The following is a 17,558-nucleotide window of genomic DNA, read 5'->3' on the forward strand; positions in this document are numbered from 1 at the left end:
CCTTCGCTCGACAGCGCGCGTCGTCGTGTCAACGCCCATATGCGGTACGGAAGTTCCCGACGTGCCGACCGGGTCAGTCCGGCAGCGGGGTGAGCAGCATGCGGCCGACCAGGCCCACCGAGGCGTCGAGGCGGTGCGCGAACTCGGCCTCCACGGACGGCAGGTCGCGCAGCGCCCACAGCGCGCGGGCCGCACCCCACGCGCCGTCGCGGGCGCGCTCCAGGCTCCACGCGCCGAGCAGATGGGTCAGCGGATCGGCGACCTGGAGCAGATCGGGGCCCGGCATCAGCTCTTCGCGGATGCGTTCCTCCAGCGTGACGAGGAGGTCGCCCACGCGCTCGAACTCGTCCTCCAGGGCATCCGGTTCGCAGCCCAGCGTGCGACACGCGTCCACGACGGCGAGCGCCAGATCGTGCCCGATGTGCGCATTGATGCCCGCGAGCGCGAACTGCAACGGGCGTACGCCGGGATGCCGGCGGAGCTGGAACAGGGGCCGCCAGCAGGCGGGCGGGCGCGCGCCGCGGGCCGCCGCGTCGACCGCCACGAGATAGCGCTCGGCGAACCGGACGTCCAGCGTGGCCGCTGCTCCCCGGTCCGCGAAGCCGCCGGTGGGGTCGCCGTCGATGGCCCGGCCGACCGCCTCCGTGACGGAGAGATAGACCCGGTTGAAGACGGCCACGCCGTCGCGCGGCGGCAGATCCGCCCCGAGCGCGCGCATCCGTGCGATCACGATGTCGACCCCCTGAGCGGGAATCCGGGCCTGTTCGAACCGCTCCAACTGCGCCATGAACGCAGCGTCCCAGTCGTAGCCTTGCGCGGACGTCGGCTGGCCGGGGGCTTCCCCAGAACGAGGGAACGGCGGACCTGAAGGGGGAGGGTGCGGTGTCGGGCTCACGCGCGCGACGGCTGGCCGAACGACGGGCGGAACGACGCCGCGGCGTCTTACGCGGAGCGCTCGCCGCGGCGGCCTCGGCCGTGGTGGCCGTCGGCGCCGTGGCGGGCCTCGTCTCCGCCCTGGACGACGGTCGCGGCACGGCGGACGAGGCGCGCCCGACGGCCAGCGCCACCCCGAGCCTGCGCCCGCTGCCCGCGGTGCCGACCCCTTCGGCGACGAGCAACTCACCGTCACCGACGAAGAGTTCGAAGCCGAAACCGAAGCCGAAGAAGACGGCCCCGGCCCGGCCGAAGCCGACGAGCGCCCCTCCCGCCGCGAACGACCTGTACCGGTACGGCGACTCCCAGGTCCTCGACTGGGTGCGGGCCAACCGCTCCGACCCGCGCCGCCCGCTCATCGAGTCCCGGATAGCGGACCGCCCGGCCGCCGTCTGGTTCGCCGACTACGCGCCCGCCACGATCACGGCACGGGTGCGCGCCGTGACCTCGGCCGGTGCGCGCGCCGGACAGGTGCCGGTGCTCGTTCCGTACGCCGTCCCCGACCGCGACTGCGGCGGGCACTCCGAGGGCGGGGCGCCCGACCTGGACGCGTACGGCGACTGGATCGAGAACTTCGCGCGGGGCCTCGGCTCCCGCGAGGTCATCGTCATCCTGGAGCCCGACGCGCTGTCCCAGACCGAATGCCTGTCCAAGGGCCGACAGGCCGACCGGTACGCGGCGCTGGCGCACGCGGGCCGGGCCCTGAAGTCGGCGAACCCGCGCGCCCGCGTCTACTACGACGCCGGGCACTCCGCCTGGAACCCGCCCGGAACGCAGGCGGCACGGCTGCGCGCGGCGGGCGCCGCCTCCGCCGCGTCGTCCGACGGCGTGTTCACGAACGTCTCCAACTTCCACCGGACCCCGGACGAGATCGTGTACGCCCGCAAGGTGCTCGCCGCGCTGGGCGGGCCGAGCGGCCTGGGCGCCGTCATCGACACGAGCCGCAACGGCAACGGCGCCCCGGCCGACGGCGAGTGGTGCGACCCCGACGGCCGCGAACTGGGCCGGCCCCCGACGCTGCGCACCGGGGAGGCCCGCATAGACGCGTATCTGTGGGTGAAGCTGCCCGGGGAGTCGGACGGGTGCAAGGGGGAGCCGGGGACCTTCACGGCGGACTACGCGTACGAGCTGGCGGACTGAAGCGCTCACCGGGCGGCCGCTCCGGTAAGTCCCGTACGTACTTGAGGGGTTGACAGTTCCAGTGGCCGGAATATGTTGCATGCAATGTGAAATATGGCCGATGCCCGAGATCCCTGGACCCTGGAGGCTCGATGGAATCCGTGCGGCAGTGCGATCTTCTGTTCACCGGTGGCCACGTGGTCACGGTGGACGACGCGAGGAACGTGTACGAACCCGGCGCCGTCGCGGTGTCGGGCGAGCGGATCGTGGCGGTGGGCCCGGCGGCGGAGATCGAGGCCGGGTGGCGGGCCGCGCGGGTGGTGGACTGCCGGGGCCGGGCCGTGCTCCCGGGGTTCGTGGACGCGCACAGCCACCTGTTCCAGGCGCTGGCCAGGGGGCTCGGCGAAGGCAAGGCCATCTGGCCGTGGCTGTGCGAGTTCATGTGGCCGTACTCGATCGCGGTCGACCCCGAGGACGCGCGGATCGCGGCGACGCTCGGCGCGGTGGAGGCGCTGCGCTCCGGCATCACCACGGTCGTCGACAACCACTACGCGCCCACCGATGCCGAAACGGTTCTCTCCGTGGCGGACGCCATTGAGGCGACTGGGCTGCGGGGCGTCGTCGCGCGCGGCATGATCGGGCACAAGACGGCCGTCGCCGCCGCGCGCGGACTGCCCGACGGCCTGTTCCGCCACTCGGTCGCCGACGAGCTCGACATCACGCGCGACTGCATGCGCAGCCGGCCGCCCGGCTCCCGCGTCGAGATCTGGCCCGCGCCCCTCAACCTCAGCTACGGCGACCAGGAACTGGTGCGCGGAGCCGTCGAGTTGGCCCGGGAGTTCGGCACCCGCTGGCACACGCACTGCAGCGAGGGCGCCAAGGACCCGGCGAGCTACCTCGACGCGTACGGGATCAGGCCCGTGAGCTGGCTCGCCGCGGAAGGCCTCCTCGACGAGCGCGCCACCCTCGCGCACGCCGTCTGGCTCGACGACGCCGAGACCAAGGCGGTCGGGGAGCGCGGCGCCGCGGTCGCCCACAACCCGGCCTCCAACGCGTACCTCGCCTCCGGAGTGATGCCGCTGCGGCGGCTGCGCGAGGCCGGGGCCGTGGTGGCGCTCGGCACCGACGGGCCGAGCGCGGGGCACCGCCAGGACATGTTCGAGGTCATGAAGCAGACCCTGTTCGCCCAGCGCCTCGACACGCTCGACCCGGCGGTGGCGCGCTGCGAGGAGGCCCTGGAGCTCGCCACCAGGGAGGGCGGCCGGTACGTCGGCAACGGCGCCGGGGTGCTCGCGCCCGGCACCCCCGCCGACCTCGCCGTGGTCGCGCTCGACCGCCCCCACCTGCGCCCGCTGCACCGCGCGGTGGCCGCGCTCGTCTACTCCGCGCGCGGCGGCGACGTGGAGACGACCGTCGTCGGCGGCCGCGTCGTCGTCGAGGACGGTCGCTGCACGCTCGTCGACGAGGAGGCGCTGCTGGCCGAGGCCCAGGAACGCGCCGAACGCCTCGTCCACCGGGCCGGCTTCGCCCCGCTGACCACCCCCTGGCAGCACTGAGAGCCACCGGCAGCACGGAGAGCCACTGACAGCCACAGGTAGCGGCCGTCCGTCCACGGCCCCGGTCTAGGACCCTCCTGACGGATCTTGCTGGAGTCGCGGGCCCTGGCACGCGCATCTGCGGCGTTGTCGTCGGTTGCCAACTCCCCCACCCTCGAACCAGGCTCCGCCAGGCTCGGGCGGGAGGTGCCCCCTTCGCGTTGACGCCCTCCTCCGCCTTGCAGCTGCACGCTTCCCCAAGCTCTCGGCTCCGCTCGAGCAGGGGAGGCCCCATTACCCCGAGCCGAAAAAGCGGCCTCCCGCATCCAGCCTGATCCGTCAGAAGAACCCTAGTGCGCACGAGACAACACCCGGACCGCCGGGTGGAGGGAGTAACGCACATGTCCGAGAAGGAAGTTCAGGACGGTACGCAGGGCGGCACGGCGGCGGGGGCGGAGGTGGAGGCGGCGGGGGTCGGCATCGAGGCGCCGCGCAAGGACGCCGTCGACTCCGTGCCCGCCGCGTGGCGCCTCGTCGTCTACGGGTTCCAGCACGTGCTCGCCTTCTACGCGGGCGCCGTCGTGATGCCGCTGCTCGTCGCCGAGGGCATCGGCATGAAGGGCGACGACATCGCCCTGCTCGTCAACGCCTCGCTGCTGACCTGCGGCCTCGCCACGCTCCTGCAGTCCGCGGGGCTGCCGGGCATCGGCATCAGGCTGCCCGTCGTGCAGGGCACCTCCACCACGGCGGTGCCCTCGCTGGTGTCCGTGGGGCTCGCGGCGGGCGGGGCGAAGGCGGGCCTGCCGACCGTGTTCGGGGCGGTGATCGCGGCGGGGCTCGCCCTGTTCGTCGTGGCACCCGTCTTCAGCAGGCTGGTGCGGTTCTTCCCGCCGCTGGTCACCGGCACGATCGTGACCATCGTGGGGATCACGCTGCTCGCCGTCGCCGCGCGGCAGGTGGGCGGGGGAGACCCGAGCCAGGGCTCGTTCGGTTCGCCGGCGCATCTGGGGCTCGCCGCCGTCACGCTCGTCGTCATCCTGCTGCTGCACAAGCTCTCGCGCGGTTTCCTCGCGACGGTGGCGGTCCTGGTCGGCCTGTTCATCGGCACGGTCGTGGCCGCGTTCACCGGGTTCGCCGACTTCTCCGGGATCGCCTCCACGCCCTGGCTGGGCACGGCGGCGCCGCTGCACTACGGGGCGCCCCGGTTCGACGTCGTCGCGGTGCTCTCCATATTCCTGGTCATGATCATCATCGCGGTCGAGTCCATCGGGCAGTTCTTCGCCGTCGGCGAGATCGTGGACCGCGAGGTCGAGGGCAAGCACGTGACGCGCGCCCTGCGGGCGGACGGCCTGGCCACGGCGGTCGCCGGGGTCCTCAACTCCTTTCCCAGCACGGTCTATTCGCAGAACATCGGCCTGATCCGGCTGACCAGGGTCAAGTCCCGGTGGATCGTCGCGTCGTCCGGCGTGATCATGATGGTGCTCGGGCTCGTACCGAAGGTGGGGGCGGTCGTGGCCGCGATGCCGGCCTCGGTGCTCGGCGGCGCGACCATCGTGCTGTTCTCGACCATCGCCGTCGTCGGCGTGCAGATCCTCTTCCAGGCCGACCTGACCGACCAGCGCAACACCATCCTCGTCGCCGCGAGCGTCGGCGTGGGCTTCCTGCCCACCGCGTTCCCGCAGTTCGCCGAGCAGATGCCGGGGCGGCAGCTGCACGCGCTCTTCGAGAGCGGCATCATCCTCGGCACGCTCACGGCGGTGTTCCTCAACCTCTTCTTCCACCACCTGCGCCTGCCCTTCGGAAAACGGCACAAGGACCGGGAGGAGCCGTCGAAGGACGCCGGATCCATTGACGCGCCCGAACATTACATGCAACATGTATCTCCAACGGGCAAGCAGTGAGGGGGAGTTGGGATGAGCGCAGAGCGTGCGGTCAATCCGGTCGCGGCCGGCAGCCTCCTGGCGGACCGGGCGTACGAGGAGCTGAAGGGCGCCGTCCTGGCGAACCGGCTGCGCCCCGGCGACGCCCTCTCCGTGCCCGCCCTCGCCGCACAGCTGAGCATCAGCCGCAGCCCAGTGCGCGAGGCGGTCCAGCGCCTCATCCACGACGGCCTGGCCACGCACGTCCCGCACAAAGGGGCCGTGGTCGCCACGGTCGACGTGGAGGACGTCCGGCAGTTGTACGTCGTCCGTGAGGTGATGGAGGGCCTCGCCGCCCGCCTCGCCACCGAGCGGCTCGACGCCTCCCGCCTCGCCGAACTGCGCGACCTCCTTGAGCGCCATGAGCGGGAGGTCGGCACCGGGGTCGACGAGCGCACCCACATCGAGATGGACATGGCGTACCACCGGATGATCCGCGAGGTGGCCGACAACCCGCACCTGACCGCTGCCCTCGACACCATCCAGGGCCGCGCCCACCTCGCGCTGCACCAGCTGTGGCGCGGCCAGGAGGCGCCGCGGCTCGCCGTCGCCGAGCACCGCCGGATCTTCGAGGCGATGACTTCGGGCGACCCGGACGCCGCCGACCTCGCGGCCCGCGACCACATCCGCAAGCTCCGCATCCGCCTCTCGCAGGCGGTCGCGCCGGGGCCCTCGGACACCGCAGAGCCCGGCCGCGTACGCCCCGTCGAATAGCGCCGTCACCGCCTGGAGCAACGCACCACGTTCGCACGATCAACTCCCGTTCAGCGCAAGCCAGAAGGGAAGTGAACGACCGTGAGCACCGCAACCGGCACCGCCACCGCTGTCCGTGACGGCGTCGGCGCCAGCACCGCACGACCCGACGGCCGACTCAAGGTCAAGGGCGACTTCGCCTACTCCTCCGACCTGCGGGCCGAGGGCATGGTGTGGGGCGCGACCCTGCGCTCGCCGCACCCGAGCGCCCGCATCGTCCGGCTCGACACGAGCGCGGCGCTGCGGCTGCCCGGGGTGCTGGCGGTGCTCACCCACGAGGACGTCCCCGGGCGGGCGACGTACGGCATGAAGGTCCCCGACCAGCCGGTCCTCGCCGCCGACCGGGTCCGCTACCAGGGGGAGCCGGTGGCGCTCGTCGCCGCCGACCACCCCGAGACGGCCCGCAGGGCGCTGGCGCTCATCGACGTCGCGTACGAGGAGCGGTCCGCGCTCACCGACCCCGAGGAGGCCGTACGGGGCACGGGCCCGCTGGTCCACACCGAGCGCGTCGACGGCAAGCACGGCAACGTCGTCCGGCACGTCCGCATCCGCCACGGCGACGTCGCGGCGGCGCGCGCCGAGGCCGACGTGATCGTCAGCGGCACGTACGAGGTCGGCATGCAGGACCAGGCCTTCCTCGGCCCCGAGTCGGGGCTCGCGATCCCCGCGGAGGACGGCGGCGTCGATGTCTACGTGTCGACGCAGTGGCTGCACGACGACCAGCACCAGATGTGCGCCGCGCTCGGCCTGCCGCCGGACAAGGTACGGCTCACGATGTCCGGCGTGGGCGGCGCGTTCGGCGGGCGCGAGGACGTGTCCGTGCAGATCCACGCGGCGATGCTCGCCCTGCGCACCGGCCGTCCGGTGAAGATGAGCTACAACCGCGAGGAGTCCTTCTACGGCCATGTGCACCGCCACCCCGCGCGCATGTGGTTCGAGCACGGGGCGACGCGCGAGGGCCGGATCGTGTTCGTCAGGGCCAGGCTGCTCTTCGACGGCGGCGCCTACACCTCCACCTCGCAGGTCGTCATCGCCAACGGCTCGTACTTCGCGGCCGGCGCCTACGACGTGCCGCACGCCGAGATCGACGGCTGGTCCGTCTTCACCAACAACCCGCCCTGCGGCGCGATGCGCGGCTTCGGCGTCGAGTCGAATCTCGACAAGCTCGCGGGCGAACTCGGCGTAAATCCAGTCGAGTTGAGGATCCGGAACGCCATGACGACCGGGACGGTGCTGCCGACCGGACAGGCCGTGGACGGCCCCGCGCCGGCGGCGGAGCTGCTGGAGCGCTTGCGGGCGCGGCCTCTTCCGGGGGTGGGGGAGGGGGCGTTCGGGAACCCGGGCGGGCTGAACAACACCAGTCGTGGGGAGGGCATCCGGCGTGGGGTCGGGTACGCCATCGGGGTCAAGGCCATCGGCTTCTCCGGCGGCGTCGACGACCGGTCGATCGCCCGAGTACGGCTCGTCCTGAACGGCGGCGAACCCGTCGCCGAAGTGCACACCGCGGCCGCCGAGTGCGGCCAGGGCATCGTCACCGTACAGACGCAGATCGTACGGACGGAGCTGGGCGTCGAGCGGGTGGTGGTGCTCCCTGCCGATACGCGGGTGGGCGATGCCGGATCGTCCTCGGCGTCGCGCATCACCTGGATGAGCGGGGGAGCGGTGCAGGGCGCGTGCAAGGCGCTGCGCGAGCGGATCACGGAGCTGGGGAACGACCGGCCGCTGGCCGAACTGCTCACCGAGGTCGGCCCGTTGGAGGCCGAGTACGAGTACGCGCACCGCCGCACGTTCCCCGTCGACGACGAACGCGGGCAGGGCGACGCGCACATCGCGTTCGCGTTCGCCGCGCACCGGGCGGTCGTGGACGTGGACACGGAACTGGGGCTCGTGAAGGTCGTCGAGCTGGCGACGGCCCAGGACGTCGGCAAAGCGATGAATCCCCTTGCCGTGGCGGGCCAGATCGAGGGCGGCAGCGCACAGGGACTCGGCCTCGCGGTGATGGAGGAACTGCGCGTGGAGGCGGGGCGGCTGCGCAACCCGTCGTTCACGGACTACCTGATCCCGACCATCGCCGACATGCCGCACGTGCCCATTGAGCTTCTGGAACTTCCGCACCCGGATTCGCCGTACGGCCTCAACGGCGTCGGTGAGCCGCCCACTTTGTCGTCGACTCCGGCGATCGCGAACGCCTTGCGTGCCGCGACGGGACTGGAGCTGGCGAAGGTGCCGGTGCGGCCGGAACACATCGTCGTCGCAGCAGAAGGGAGGTGAGGCGGGCCCTGCCCTGGGTCCCCAAACGGTCCACCACAGAACACGGTTGGCACCAGCTGGGAAGGAAACAAGACCTTGATCATCGACACCCATATGCACCCCACCAACATCGTCGACCAGGCGTGGCGGCACGACGGCTCCCCGTTCACGGGTGAGCGCACGCTGGAGATGATGGACGGCCCGTACATGATCAACGGGAAGCCGCGCCGCATCGACTACGGCTGCATCATGCCGCCCCCCGGCAACTCCGTCTGGCAGGACGGGATGCGCACCGGCCGCGAGGGCATCCGCGACTACATGTCGTACATCACCGAACTGGTCACCACGTACCCCGACCGGTTCATCGGGAACTTCATGTACAACCCGCGCTTCGGGCCCGAGAACGGCGCGAAGGAGCTGGAGTTCCACGTCAAGGAGTACGGCTACAAGATGCTCAAGCTGCATGCCAACATGCACGCTTACCGGCCCGACCGGGCCCTCGACTGGCTGCGGCCCGTGCTGCGGGTCTGCGACGAACTGGGTGTCGTCGTCCTCATCCACACCGGTGATGGGCCGTACTCGATCCCGACGCAGTTCTACCCGATCATCCGGGAGTTCACGAACGTCAACTTCATCCTCGCCCACTTCGGTGTGCAGACCGGTGGCGTGTACTGCTTCGAGGCGCTCTACATGATCCTCGACTCGCCGAACGTGTACGGGGAGTCCGGCTGGCTGCTCCAGTCGCGGATCGTGGAGTTCGCGCAGCAGATGGAGAAGCACCAGCTGGTCTTCGGCACGGACTCCCCGCCGAACGAACCGGGCATGTGGGCGCGGGAGTTGGAAGTGCTGTGCGGGCCGCCGCCGCAGGGCATGAACCTCTCCGAGGAACACCTGGAGGGATACCTCGGCAACAACATGGCCAAGCTCCTCGACCTCAAGCCGACGCCTCCGCCGCGCAACCAGGAAGAGGCGCAACTTCGCCTCACGGATACGTACGCGTCGTTGGACACGGTCGCGCGGAGGTGACGGGGGGCGGGGGCCGGGGCGGGCTGGGGTGTGGCGTGGCTCGGCTCCGGCCTCCGGTGGCCTGCGACGGGGCCGGCCCCAGGGAGCTGCGCCCCCGGACCCCCTCGTCCTCAATCGCCGGACGGGCTTGATCGGTCACCCGGGGTGGAGGGGGTGTCGTTGCCGCGGGGCGGCTCCGGGGCGTGGCTCCGGGGCCGTTGCGGCCGACCGCCACGGCCTCGGGCGAATCCGCCGCCCATCTCCCACCCACCCGCCCCCTCCGGGGGCGTCGGCCCGCCGGGGTGCCGGTGCCCGTTGCTCCCGGCCGTGACTCCCAAGGGTTGCGGTCGACCGGGCCGCCGCCTCGGGTGACGGGTCGTCGGCCACGGTTCCCATCCGTTGCGGTCGGTCGAGCCCCGCCTTGGGTGACGGGTCGTCGGCCACGGTTCCCATCCGTTGCGGTCGGTCGAGCCCCGCCTTGGGCGACGGGCCGCGGGGCACGGCTCCCCACTCATTTCGGTGGGCCGCCACCGCCTTGGGCGACGGGCCGCAGGCCGCGGCTCCCCACTCATTTCGGTGGGCCGCCACCGCCTTGGGCGACGGGCCGCAGGCCGCGGCTCCCCACTCATTTCGGTGGGCCGCCACCGCCTTGGGCGACGGGCCGCAGGCCGCGGCTCCCCACCCATTCCGGTGGGCCGCCCCCGCCTTGGGCAATCTGCCGCCTTGGGCGGCAGGGTGGGCAAGGCGGCCCCCGGTGCCGCGCACCGCGAACGACGGCCCAGGCTACGGCGCAGGTACGTAACCTCGGTGCCGGTCGGCGGACGGTGCGTAGGCGCGGTGCGGTGCAAGGGAACGGGGGCGCCGAGCCGGGGCACCCACGGGGGCCGAAGCCCCCGGAGGGGGCGGGCGGGTGGGAGATGGGCGGGCACCGGCGCAGCCGGCGGAGGCCCGGTGCCGTGTTATCGGGCATGGGTGGCCTTGGCCACGGCCGGTGCCCCGGTGCCGCGCAACCGTCACGGGTGGCCTTGGCCACGGCCGGTGCCCCAGTGCCGCGCAACCGTCACGGGTGGCCTTGGCCACGGCCCGTGCCCCGGCCCCGCCCAACCGTCACGGACGACCCTGGCCACACCCCCGCCCCCGCCACCAGACACCGACGACCCGAACCACACCCCCGACCCCGCCCCACCGCAACAGACAGGACCCGCCAAGAATGCGACGTATAGGTCACCTCCTCCCCGCCACCTCCCTCGGCGCCGACCGCTGGGTTGCCCAGATCTGCGCCCCGGTCCAGGTGGACATCGCCCACCCGACCGCCCGCGCCCTCCTCCCCGAGTTCCAGTACGGCCCGGCCCTGCCCCCCACCCACACCGCCGAACTGCAACGCGGAGCCGCACAGTTGGCCCAGGCCGGCGCCGACGCCATCGTGTGGCACGGCACATCGGGCGGCCTCGACGGCGCCGCCCACGCCCGCGCCGCCGCCCGCGTCATCGAACGCACCGCAGGCGTCCGCGCCTCCACCGTCACCCTCGGCCAACTCGACCTCCTGGCCCGCGCCGCGACCCATTCCATCGCCCTGGTCACCGCCGGTTCCGCACAACAGGCGGGCCGCCTCGCCGACACCTGCCTCGCCGCGGGCCTCCGCATCGCCTCCGTCACCGCCCTCGACCTCGCCACCCCGCGCGAGGCGGCCGAGCTGCCCGTGTCGAGGGTCCGCCGGATCCTCCTCGACGCCGATTCCGCCGACGCGGAGTGCCTGGTGGTGGCGGGAACCGAGCTGCCGGTCGCCCCCGTCGCGGCCATGGTGGAACGGGAGTTGGGCAAGCCGGTGCACGACGGCGCGCGCGTCGCGGTCCGCACCGGCCTCGACCTGCTCGGCACGGGCGTCGAAGCACCCGCGTGGGGCGGGCTGTTCACGGGCGGCGTGCACGCGGGAGTCTGCTGTGACACCCACTGACCCCACCCGTGCCACCGCGATCACCACGGCCACGGCCACCGCCACCCGCGAGCAGGACCTGCACGCCTTCCTCGACGCCTACCGCACCGCCCACCCCGACGACGTACTCACCGTCGACGAGAAGCTGGAGGGCGAGGACGTCGCCGCCCTCGTCGCCGAACTCGCCGCCCGCGGCCGCACCGAACTCCTGCTCTGCCGCCAGGTGTCGGGCCTCGACGGCACGCCCCTCGTCACCAACCTGTTCGCCTCGCGCACCCGCGTCGCCCGCCTCCTCGGCACCGACCCGGCCGGCCTGCACCACGCCTACCAGCGGGCCGCCGCTCGCCGCACCGAACCCCGCACCGTCCCCACCGGCCGCGTCCTCGACACGGTCGCCGAGGGCCCGGACGTCGACCTGACCACGCTCCCGCTCCTCAAGCACTTCGACTCGGACCGCGGCCCGTACATCACCAGCGGCGTTATCACGGCCGAAGCACCACCGGGCACACCCGACCGGCCCGACACCCCGCACCGCTCAGGCAACCTCAGCTACCACCGCGCCCTCCTGCACAGTCGCACCGAACTCGCCACGAGCCTGCACTCCCGCGGACACCTCTGGCAGCTGCTGCGCCTCGCCGAGGAGCGCGGCGAACCCCTCCCCGTCGCCATGGTCATCGGCGCCCACCCCTTCTTCCAGCTCGCCGCCTCCGCCCGCGTCGGCCCCGACGTCGACGAACGCACCCTCGCGGGCGGCCTGTTGGGCGCACCTCTGGACGTCGTACGCACCCCACGGCACGGAATCCGGGTCCCCGCCCACGCCGAGATCGTCCTCGAAGGCGTCATCGACCCGGCGCGCACCGCCCCCGAGGGCCCCTTCGGCGAGTTCTCCGGTTACTCGTCCGACCGTTCCACGAACAACGTCCTCACCGTGCACAGCGTGCTGCGCCGCCGTGACGCGGTCCTCTTCGACGTCGTCGGCGGCAACAGCGCCGAGCACCTCAACCTCGCCCGCATTCCGCGCGAGTCGGAGATGGCGGAACAGCTCAGGTCCCGGTTCCCCGAGGTCATCGCCCTGCACTACCCGACATCGGGCACGCACTTCCATGCGTACGTCGCCCTGCGCCAGGCCCGCCCCGGACAGGCCCGGCAGATCATGCTGGCGCTGCTGGGCTGGGACCCGTACCTGAAGACGGTCGTCGCGGTCGACGACGACGTGGACGTCACCCGCGACGCGGACGTGCTGTGGGCGCTCGCCACCCACTTCCAGCCGCACACCGACCTGTTCACCGTCGACGGGCTGCCCGGCAGCCCCCTCGATCCGTCGTCGACGCCGGACGGCACCACGTCCCGCATGGCCCTCGACGCCACCCGCGGCCCGCACTTCGACGCCGTCCGCATCCGCACGGAACCGGCCCGCGTCGCCCGCGCCCGCGACCTGCTGGACCGGGGCCCGGCATGCGGCGGCTGATCGTCGGGATCACGGGTGCGACCGGCGCCGTCTACGGCATCCGCCTCCTGGAGGCCCTGCGTGGAGTGCCCGACATCGAGACGCATCTGATCCTCACTCGCTGGGCCCGGACGACCGTCGAGTCGGAGACGGACCTGGGCCCCGGCAACGTACAAAAACTCGCCGACGTCGTGCACCGTCCCGGCGACCAGACGGCGGCCGTCTCGTCGGGCTCGTTCCGCACCGACGGCATGGTGATCGCCCCGTGCAGCATGAAGACGCTCGCGGGGATCCGCGCCGGGTACGCGGACGGACTGATCGGCCGGGCCGCCGACGTCGTCCTCAAGGAGCGCCGCCCGCTGGTCCTCGTGCCGCGCGAGAGCCCGCTGCACGAGATCCACCTGGAGAACATGCTCGCCCTCGCCCGCATGGGCGTCCGGATCGTGCCGCCGATGCCGGCCTTCTACCGGCGCCCGAAAACGATCGAGGACCTGGTCGACCACACGGTCGCCCGGGTCCTCGATCAACTCGCCCTGCCGGGTCCCGATGTGGACCGGTGGGCGGGAGGGTGACTACTTCTTGTCGGACGCCGCGCCCTGGTTGTCGGACGACGCGCCCTCGTCGTACGAGGACGTCCCCTCGTCCAGCAGCGGCTCCTGCGTCTTGAGGTGGGCGGGGGCCATGGCCCGCAGCGCGTGGTAGCCGGTGATGACGACGACGGTGCCGAGGGCGATGCCGCTCAGCGAGAAGGTGTCGGTGAACTTCAGGGAGACGTCGCCGATGCCGATGATGATGCCCGCGGCGGTGGGGACGAGGTTCAGGGGGTTGCGGAGGTCGACGCCCGCGTTGATCCAGATCTGCGCGCCGAGCAGGCCGATCATGCCGTAGAGGATGACCGTGATGCCGCCGAGCACGCCGCCCGGGATCGCCGCGACGATCGCGCCGAACTTCGGGCACAGGCCGAAGAGGAGCGCGAAGCCCGCCGCCGCCCAGTACGCCGCCGTCGAGTAGACGCGGGTCGCGGCCATGACGCCGATGTTCTCGGAGTACGTGGTGTTGGGCGGGCCGCCGACGGCCGTGGAGAGCATCGAGCCGACGCCGTCCGCCGAGATCGCCGTGCCGAGCTTGCCGTCGAGGTTGTCGCCGGTCATCTCGCCGACCGCCTTGACGTGCCCGGCGTTCTCCGCGATCAGCGCGATGACGACCGGGAGCGCCACGAGGATCGCCGACCACTGGAAGGACGGGGCGTGGAAGGACGGCAGGCCGAACCAGTCGGCCTGGCCGACCGCCGACAGGTCGAGGCGCCAGTGGTCGACGGCCTTGCCGCCGCTGTTCGGCGAGTGGATCTTGCCGAAGACCTGGTCGAGGACCCAGGAGAGCGCGTAGCCGAAGACCAGGCCGAGGAAGATCGCGATGCGCGACCAGAAACCGCGCAGGCACACCACGGCCAAACCGGTGAACAGCATGACGAGCAGCGCCGTCCACTGGTCCGTCGGCCAGTACGTGGAGGCCGTGACCGGGGCCAGGTTGAAGCCGATCAGCATCACGACCGCGCCGGTCACCACGGGCGGCATCGCCGCGTGGATGATCCGCGCCCCGAACTTCCGCACCGCGAGTCCGGCCAGGAACAGGGCGGCCCCCACGACGAAGACCGCGCCCGTGACCGTCGCGCTGCTGCCGCCCTGCGCCCGGATCACGGCCGCGACCCCCACGAAGGAGAGCGAGCAGCCCAGGTAGCTGGGGACCCGGCCGCGCGTCGCGAGCAGGAAGATGACCGTCGAGACGCCGGACATCATGATCGCGAGGTTCGGGTCGAGGCCCATCAGGACGGGCGCCACGAAGGACGCGCCGAACATCGCGACCACATGCTGTGCGCCGAGCCCGACCGTGCGCGGCCACGAGAGGCGTTCGTCGGGGCGGACGACCGCGCCGGGAGCCGGCGTGCGCCCGTCGCCGTGCAGTTTCCAGCGCACGCCGAGGTCCATGAGAGTTTCCGCCTTCTGTGGTGGCCGTGAGGTGGGTGGTGCCTGTGCGGCTCGGAATGATCGCTTCATGTTAATGCGACGTAAGTGCGAGTTCGTACCGAGCCGCCGCCCACCTGAACGGTCCTACGAGGCGTGATCCGTCGCCCGCGCGGCGTTCGGTTCCACCGCCCCCGTCGGCGTACGGTCGCCGCCGCGCAGCACCTTCGCGAACACCACGAGCCCGGTCGCCAGCACCGTGACCAGGCCGAACGACACGACGAGGCTGGTCGCGTCGGCGATCGTGCCGATCGCCGAGGGGGCGATCAGGCCCGAGGTGTACGTGATGGTGGCGACGCCCGCGATGGCCAGGCTCGGGTTCGGGCCGCTGCGCCCGGCCGCGGCGAAGCACAGCGGCACGACGACCGCGATACCGAGGCCCACCAGGCCGAATCCGGCCATCGCGACGCCCGGGTTCGGCGCGACCACCACGAGCAGCCCGCCGAGCGTGGCCACGATGCCGCTGATCCGCACGGTGCGCACCGCGCCGAACCGGTCCACCACCGCGTCGCCCGCGATCCGCGCCACCGCCATCGTCAGGGTGAACGCCGTGGTGCAGGCGGCCGCGAGCCCGGCCGATGTGCCGAGCACGTCCCGCAGATACACCGCCGACCAGTCGAGGCTCGCGCCCTCCGCGAACACGGCGCAGAAGCCGACGGCCCCGATGAGGAGGGCGGACTTCGGCGGCAGCGCGAAGCGCGGCGGCGCCTCCTCTTCCTCCGTCGGACGCAGATCGAGCACCCAGCGGCAGGCGATCAGCCCCGCCACGGTCAGGACGGCCGCCGCGAGCGCGTGGTGCAGCCGCGCGTCCGAGCCCAGATGCGCGGCGAGGGTGCCGCCGAGCGAGCCGATCAGGGCGCCCACGCTCCACAGCCCGTGCAGCCCAGACATGATCGATTTGTCGAGCCGGGTCTCGATCTCGACGCCCAGCGCGTTCATGGCGACGTCCGACATGCCCGCGGTCGCCCCGTAGACGAGCAGCGCGGCGCACAGCGTGAGCAGGTTGGGCGCGAGCGAGGGCAGGATCAGGGCCAGCGTCCACAGCGCGAGCAGTCCGCGCAGCCCGGCGCGGGCGCCGAAGCGGTGGGTGACGCTGCCCGCAAGGGGCATCGAGAGCGAGGCGCCGATCGCGGGGAAGGCGAGCGCGAGGCCCAGCTGGCCCGCGCTCACGCCCGCGTGCTCCTGGATCCAGGGCACCCGCGTTGCGAACGACCCCGTCACGGAGCCATGGATGCAGAAGACGGTGGCGACGGCGTACCGCGCCCGCTTCAACTCCCTTGGCTTGTACGTCAGTTCCGGCATCCCGCGAGCCCTCCCCAAGTCTCCCTTGCGTGCCGCCGTAAACTATCAGGAACCCTGCCTGATAATGCCAGTGATATCCGCGTAGGATCCCGCCATGCCGCCCGCCTCGCCGAGAACCGCCCGAGCCATCAACGACCGGCTCGCGCTGCGCTTCCTGCAGGAGGAAGGGCCGCTCACCGCCGGGCAGTTGAAGGACCGCACCGGCCTGTCCCGGCCCACCGTCGCCGACCTCGTCGAGCGGCTCACCGCGGCGGGCCTCATCGAGATCGCGGGCGAGTCGGGCGCCGAGCGGCGCGGCCCCAACGCCCGGCTCTACGGGATCGTCGCCGACCGCGCCCACCTCGCCGCGCTCGACGTGCGCACCGGAGGCGTCCGGCTCGTCGTCGCGGATCTGCTGGGCAGGGTGCTCGCGGAGGCGTCCGCGCCGGTCGAGCCCGGCGACGGCACCGGGGTCGCCGTCGAGCGCGCGGTGGGGCTGCTCGAACGCACGGCGAAGGAGGCCGGGGTCGAGCGCCTGCACACGGTGGGCGTGGGGGCGCCGGGGCTGATCGACCCGGCGACGGGTGAGCTGCGCGACTCCTCGGGGCTGCCGCGCTGGCACCGCCGCCTCGTCGCCGCGCTCCAGGAGCGGCTGCCCGCGCGGGTGCTGGTGGAGAACGAGACGAACCTCGCCGCCGTGGCCGAACGCCAGGACGGCGCCGCGCGCGACCGCGACACGTTCGTGCTGCTGTGGCTCGGGCTCGGCATCGGCGCGGCGGTCGTCCTCGACGGCAAGCTCCGCCGCGGGGCCTCCGGCGGCACCGGCGAGGTCGGCTTCCTGCCGGTGCCCGGAACGGCCGGCCTGCCCTCGGCCACCGGCTGCGACGGCGGCTTCCACTCGCTCGCCGGTTCCGCCGCGATCCTCGAACTGGCCGTCGCCCACGGGCTCGTGGGCCCCGGCGAACCGCTGGAGCGCGCCACCGACGTGGTCCGCGACGGGCCCGCCGGCTTCCTCGACGCGCTGGCCGACCGGGTGGTGCTGGGCGCCGCCGCGATGGTGGCCGTCCTCGACCCCGGCTGCGTGGTGCTCGCGGGCGAGATCGGCCGCGCGGGCGGCGCGGCCCTCGCCGACCGGGTGGCGACCCGCGTCGCCGCGATGTCCCCGCTGCCGACCGACATCCGCGCGGGCGAACTGGGCGGCGACGCGGTCCTCCGCGGGGCGCTCCTGATGGCCCGGGAGGCGGCGCAGGAGGCGGTCTATCCCCACGAGGCCACCCGGCGCTGAGCTTGGGGCTCCGCCCCATACCCCGCTGCTCAATCGCCGCAGGGGCTTGAAGTGCTCACCCCCGCGGCGCTTGAAAT

13 protein-coding genes are annotated in these 17,558 nt (G+C 72.7%); 10 read left to right on the forward strand and 3 right to left on the reverse strand.

The window, feature by feature from the left end:
• Window positions 1-73 precede the first annotated feature (73 nt).
• A complete protein-coding gene (locus tag ACFV9W_RS21340) occupies window positions 74-787 on the reverse strand; it encodes a DUF5995 family protein (protein ID WP_385763118.1) in 714 nt (237 codons plus the stop codon).
• Between the two features lie 119 nt (window positions 788-906).
• Between ACFV9W_RS21340 and ACFV9W_RS21345 the strand changes: the two genes are divergently transcribed.
• The 9 genes from ACFV9W_RS21345 to ACFV9W_RS21385 all read left to right on the forward strand — a co-directional run bounded on the left by ACFV9W_RS21345 (window position 907) and on the right by ACFV9W_RS21385 (window position 13,466).
• The gene (locus ACFV9W_RS21345; RefSeq protein WP_385763196.1) at window positions 907-2,073 is read left to right on the forward strand and encodes a glycoside hydrolase family 6 protein; all 1,167 of its coding nucleotides are present in this window, start codon (window positions 907-909) and stop codon (window positions 2,071-2,073) included.
• A gap of 131 nt (window positions 2,074-2,204) precedes the next feature.
• Window positions 2,205-3,608, forward strand: a complete 1,404-nt coding sequence (locus tag ACFV9W_RS21350) for an amidohydrolase family protein (RefSeq protein WP_385763120.1) — start codon at window positions 2,205-2,207, stop codon at window positions 3,606-3,608.
• A 380-nt stretch (window positions 3,609-3,988) separates the two neighbouring features.
• Window positions 3,989-5,488: a nucleobase:cation symporter-2 family protein gene (locus ACFV9W_RS21355; protein WP_385763122.1), complete on the forward strand. Its 1,500-nt coding sequence runs from the start codon at window positions 3,989-3,991 to the stop codon at window positions 5,486-5,488.
• A gap of 12 nt (window positions 5,489-5,500) precedes the next feature.
• Window positions 5,501-6,220 carry a GntR family transcriptional regulator gene (locus ACFV9W_RS21360; RefSeq protein WP_385763124.1) on the forward strand — a complete coding sequence of 240 codons (720 nt, stop codon included), beginning with the start codon at window positions 5,501-5,503 and terminating at the stop codon, window positions 6,218-6,220.
• A gap of 81 nt (window positions 6,221-6,301) precedes the next feature.
• The gene (locus tag ACFV9W_RS21365; RefSeq protein ID WP_385763126.1) at window positions 6,302-8,530 is read left to right on the forward strand and encodes a molybdopterin cofactor-binding domain-containing protein; all 2,229 of its coding nucleotides are present in this window, start codon (window positions 6,302-6,304) and stop codon (window positions 8,528-8,530) included.
• A gap of 75 nt (window positions 8,531-8,605) precedes the next feature.
• Window positions 8,606-9,535: an amidohydrolase family protein gene (locus ACFV9W_RS21370; RefSeq protein WP_385763128.1), complete on the forward strand. Its 930-nt coding sequence runs from the start codon at window positions 8,606-8,608 to the stop codon at window positions 9,533-9,535.
• 1,189 nt (window positions 9,536-10,724) lie between these two features.
• Entirely contained in the window at window positions 10,725-11,468 is a 744-nt protein-coding gene (locus ACFV9W_RS21375) for a hypothetical protein (RefSeq protein WP_385763130.1), read from the forward strand.
• The gene (locus ACFV9W_RS21380) at window positions 11,455-12,915 is read left to right on the forward strand and encodes a UbiD family decarboxylase (RefSeq protein ID WP_385763132.1); all 1,461 of its coding nucleotides are present in this window, start codon (window positions 11,455-11,457) and stop codon (window positions 12,913-12,915) included. Before ACFV9W_RS21375 ends, ACFV9W_RS21380 begins: the two co-directional genes overlap by 14 nt.
• Window positions 12,903-13,466, forward strand: coding sequence for a UbiX family flavin prenyltransferase (locus ACFV9W_RS21385; RefSeq protein ID WP_385763134.1), 564 nt, complete (start codon window positions 12,903-12,905; stop codon window positions 13,464-13,466). Before ACFV9W_RS21380 ends, ACFV9W_RS21385 begins: the two co-directional genes overlap by 13 nt.
• On the opposite strand, the gene ACFV9W_RS21390 is transcribed toward ACFV9W_RS21385, so the two are convergent.
• Both ACFV9W_RS21390 and ACFV9W_RS21395 read right to left on the reverse strand, forming a co-directional pair.
• A complete protein-coding gene (locus ACFV9W_RS21390) occupies window positions 13,467-14,879 on the reverse strand; it encodes a uracil-xanthine permease family protein (RefSeq protein WP_385763136.1) in 1,413 nt (470 codons plus the stop codon).
• 123 nt (window positions 14,880-15,002) lie between these two features.
• Window positions 15,003-16,217 carry an MFS transporter gene (locus tag ACFV9W_RS21395; RefSeq protein ID WP_385763138.1) on the reverse strand — a complete coding sequence of 405 codons (1,215 nt, stop codon included), beginning with the start codon at window positions 16,215-16,217 and terminating at the stop codon, window positions 15,003-15,005.
• Window positions 16,218-16,311: 94 nt separating this feature from the next.
• Here ACFV9W_RS21395 and ACFV9W_RS21400 point away from each other — a divergent pair, with 94 nt between their 5' ends.
• Window positions 16,312-17,481, forward strand: a complete 1,170-nt coding sequence (locus tag ACFV9W_RS21400) for an ROK family transcriptional regulator (RefSeq protein WP_385763140.1) — start codon at window positions 16,312-16,314, stop codon at window positions 17,479-17,481.
• Window positions 17,482-17,558: the final 77 nt, after the last annotated feature.

This window comes from Streptomyces sp. NPDC059897, assembly GCF_042730865.1.
Taxonomy (GTDB): domain Bacteria; phylum Actinomycetota; class Actinomycetes; order Streptomycetales; family Streptomycetaceae; genus Streptomyces.

Excerpts from the sequence above, each read along its gene's own strand:
- ACFV9W_RS21390 (WP_385763136.1), bottom strand. The coding sequence starts at position 14,879 with ATGGACCTCGGCGTGCGCTGGAAACTGCACGGCGACGGGCGCACGCCG.
- ACFV9W_RS21385 (WP_385763134.1), top strand. The coding sequence starts at position 12,903 with ATGCGGCGGCTGATCGTCGGGATCACGGGTGCGACCGGCGCCGTCTAC.
- ACFV9W_RS21395 (WP_385763138.1), bottom strand. The coding sequence starts at position 16,217 with ATGCCGGAACTGACGTACAAGCCAAGGGAGTTGAAGCGGGCGCGGTAC.
- ACFV9W_RS21350 (WP_385763120.1), top strand. The coding sequence starts at position 2,205 with ATGGAATCCGTGCGGCAGTGCGATCTTCTGTTCACCGGTGGCCACGTG.
- ACFV9W_RS21375 (WP_385763130.1), top strand. The coding sequence starts at position 10,725 with ATGCGACGTATAGGTCACCTCCTCCCCGCCACCTCCCTCGGCGCCGAC.
- ACFV9W_RS21355 (WP_385763122.1), top strand. The coding sequence starts at position 3,989 with ATGTCCGAGAAGGAAGTTCAGGACGGTACGCAGGGCGGCACGGCGGCG.
- ACFV9W_RS21400 (WP_385763140.1), top strand. The coding sequence starts at position 16,312 with ATGCCGCCCGCCTCGCCGAGAACCGCCCGAGCCATCAACGACCGGCTC.
- ACFV9W_RS21360 (WP_385763124.1), top strand. The coding sequence starts at position 5,501 with ATGAGCGCAGAGCGTGCGGTCAATCCGGTCGCGGCCGGCAGCCTCCTG.
- ACFV9W_RS21340 (WP_385763118.1), bottom strand. The coding sequence starts at position 787 with ATGGCGCAGTTGGAGCGGTTCGAACAGGCCCGGATTCCCGCTCAGGGG.